Origin of the sequence: Kitasatospora putterlickiae, from assembly GCF_039527695.1 — a bacterium.
Classification (GTDB): Bacteria; Actinomycetota; Actinomycetes; order Streptomycetales; family Streptomycetaceae; genus Kitasatospora; species Kitasatospora putterlickiae.
The window spans coordinates 21,278-24,069 of sequence record NZ_BAAAKJ010000466.1; the positions used below are offsets into that span (position 1 = coordinate 21,278).

At 76.6% G+C, this 2,792-nt stretch carries 3 protein-coding genes; 1 reads left to right on the forward strand and 2 read right to left on the reverse strand.

Annotation, left to right across the window (positions count from 1 at the left end):
* Window positions 1–25: 25 nt before the first annotated feature.
* Together ABD308_RS37100 and mshA are read right to left on the reverse strand one after the other, a co-directional pair.
* Complete coding sequence (locus tag ABD308_RS37100) at window positions 26–571, reverse strand: type III secretion system chaperone family protein (RefSeq protein WP_344344985.1); 546 nt, start codon at window positions 569–571, stop codon at window positions 26–28.
* A 59-nt stretch (window positions 572–630) separates the two neighbouring features.
* Window positions 631–2,016, reverse strand: coding sequence for a D-inositol-3-phosphate glycosyltransferase (mshA, locus tag ABD308_RS37105; protein ID WP_425554952.1), 1,386 nt, complete (start codon window positions 2,014–2,016; stop codon window positions 631–633).
* 268 nt (window positions 2,017–2,284) lie between these two features.
* Here mshA and ABD308_RS37110 point away from each other — a divergent pair.
* The coding region (locus ABD308_RS37110) for a class I SAM-dependent methyltransferase (RefSeq protein ID WP_486327050.1) at window positions 2,285–2,792 on the forward strand (508 nt) is incomplete at its 3' end.

Below are 2,792 nucleotides of genomic sequence, written 5' to 3' on the forward strand. Positions count from 1 at the left end.
GACGGGCGGCTGACGCCCCGGCCGGCTACCGCTCCTCGGAGGCCGGGACCGCCGGAGCCGCGTCCGGGCCCGGGGTGGCGAGGTGGGCGAAGGCGGCCAGGTTGCGGGTCGACTCCCCGCGCTTGGTCCGCCACTCCCACTCCCGCCGGATCGCGGTGGCGAAGCCCAGCTCCAGCAGCGTGTTGAACGGCTCGTCGGCGTTCTCCAGCACCGTGCCCAGCAGCCGGTCCACGGCGTCCGGGGTCAGCGCCTCCAGCGGCAGCCGGCCCGCCAGGTAGACGTCCCCGAGCCGGTCCACCGCGTACGCCACGCCGTAGAGCCGGGTGTTGCGCTCCAGCAGCCAGCGGTAGACCGCCTCGTGGTTCTCGTCCGGGCGGCGGACCACGAAGGCGTTCACCGAGAGGGTGTGGTCGCCGACCCGCAGGGCGCAGGTGGTGCTCAGCTTCCGGGTACCCGGGAGCGCCGCCACCAGGGTGTACGGGTCGGCGGGGGCCGGCTCCCAGGCCACCCCGGCCTCGTCCAGGGCGGTGCGCAGGAGGGTCAGGGCCTCGTCCTTGGTGCGGATTGCCATGGGAGTGACGTTACTCGGCGGTACGCCCGCGCGCAGTAGCGGATCCGCGGCCGGCCGGTTCAGACCCGCCGCTGACGCGCCCCGCCCAGCCGGCCGAGCGAGCGGACCAGGCTGCCGGCGTACACCTCGGCGGTGGTCGCGGCGGCGCTGTCCCAGCCGAACGCGGCCGCGTGCCGGGCCGCCGCGGCGCCGCGCCGGGCCACCAGCTCCGGATCGGTGACGTACGGCTCCAGCGCGCGCGACCAGTCCACCGGGTCGTGGCCGCCGACCAGGGTGCCCGTCTCGCCCTCCCGGACGGCGACCGGCAGGCCGCCCACCGCCGCCGCCACCACCGGGGTGCCGCAGGCCTGCGCCTCCAGCGCGACCAGCCCGAACGACTCGCTGTACGAGGGCATCACCAGCGCCGTCGCGGCCCGGTACCACTCGGCGAGCAGCTCCTGGCCCACCGGCGGGTGGAACCGCACCACGTCGCCGATGCCCAGCTGGGCGGCCAGCTTGTGCAGGCTCTCCGGCCTGGCCAGCCCGGTGCCGGACGGGCCGCCGACCACCGGCACCACCAGCCGCTCGCGCAGCTCCGGACGCCGCTCCAGCAGCACGGCGACCGCGCGCAGCAGCACGTCCGGGGCCTTCAGCGGCTGGATGCGGCCGGCGAAGAGCAGCACCGCGGCGTCGGCCGGCAGCCCGAGCCGGGCCCGGGCCGCCCGGCGGGCCTCCGCGGTGGCCACCGCCACCGCCGGACGGAACACGTCCAGGTTGACGCCCGGGTGGACGACGGCCAGCTGGTCCGGGCGCGCCGCGTAGAACCGGGCCAGCTCGGCGGCCTCCTCGGTGGTGTTGGCGATCAGCCGGTCGGCCGCCTCCACCACCTGGGTCTCGCCGATCACCCGGGCCGCCGGCTCGGGGGTGTCGCCCTCGGCCAGCGCCGCGTTCTTCACCTTCGCCATGGTGTGCATGGTGTGCACCAGCGGTACGCCCCAGCGCTGGGCGGCCAGCCAGCCGACCTGCCCGGAGAGCCAGTAGTGCGAGTGGACCAGGTCGTAGTGGCCGGGGCGGTGGCCGGCCTCGGTGCGCAGCACGCCGTGGGTGAAGGCGCACAGCTGGGCGGGCAGGTCCTCCTTCAGCAGCCCCTCGTACGGGCCCGCCGTGACGTGCCGGACCAGCACGCCCGGGGCCAGCTCCACCGTGGGCGCGTCGTCCGAGCAGATCGCCCGGGTGAACACCTCGACCTCGATGTTGAGCTCGGCCAGCCGCTTGGCCAGCTCCACGATGTAGACGTTCATGCCGCCCGCGTCGCCCGTCCCCGGCTGGTGCAGCGGGGAGGTGTGGACGCTGAGCATGGCTATCCGGCGCGGGCGGCGCCGGCCTGCCTGGACGAGCGACTGGAGCCGGCCACGCGCGGGCGTGGCCGGCTGGGCACGGCGTACCGAACGGACGGGGTGCTGGATCACCTGGCTGGAGCCTCCTCGTGTACTGCCCGCCTCAGCAGCCCTGCTTGCCTGCTGCCTGCTGTTGTCCTGCCTGCTGTCCGGTGTGTGCGCCGCCGCCCACGCGCCGCGCGGTCACGGCACGCGCCGTGGCACGCCGGCCCGCCGCCCCGTCCGGGCACACATCACCACCAGTCTGCCAACCACGCGGTCGTCGACCGGCATTCCCGGGCCCCGGCATGAGATGGGCCACGCCGGCCGCCGTCGCGGGCCCCGTACCCTGTGGGGCATGGCCGCCTCCTCCCCCGACACCGCGACGGCGCCCGCCCGCGGACGGGCCGGGCGGCCGGTGGGCACCGTCACCCGCGGCACCACCAACACCAACCGGCTGCGCCGGATGGACCGCTGGATCGCCCACGCGCTCGGACCCGTGCTGCGCTCCGCCGACCGCCCGCCGGTCGCCGTCGACCTCGGGTACGGCGCCGCGCCGTGGACGGCCGTCGAACTGTCCGGGCGGCTGCGGGCGGTGCGGCCGGACGTCCGGGTGGTCGGGATCGAGATCGAGCCGGCCCGGGTCGCCGCGGCGCTGCCTCACGCGGTGCCGCCGCTGCTGACCTTCCGGCGCGGCGGCTTCGAGGTGCCGCTGGACGGCGGCGCGCCCGCCCAGCTGATCCGGGCCGCCAACGTGCTGCGGCAGTACGACGAGTCGGAGGTGGCCGCGGTCTGGGGGCGGCTGTGCGACCGGCTGGCCCCGGACGGGCTGCTGGTCGAGGGCACCTGCGACGAGGTCGGCCGCC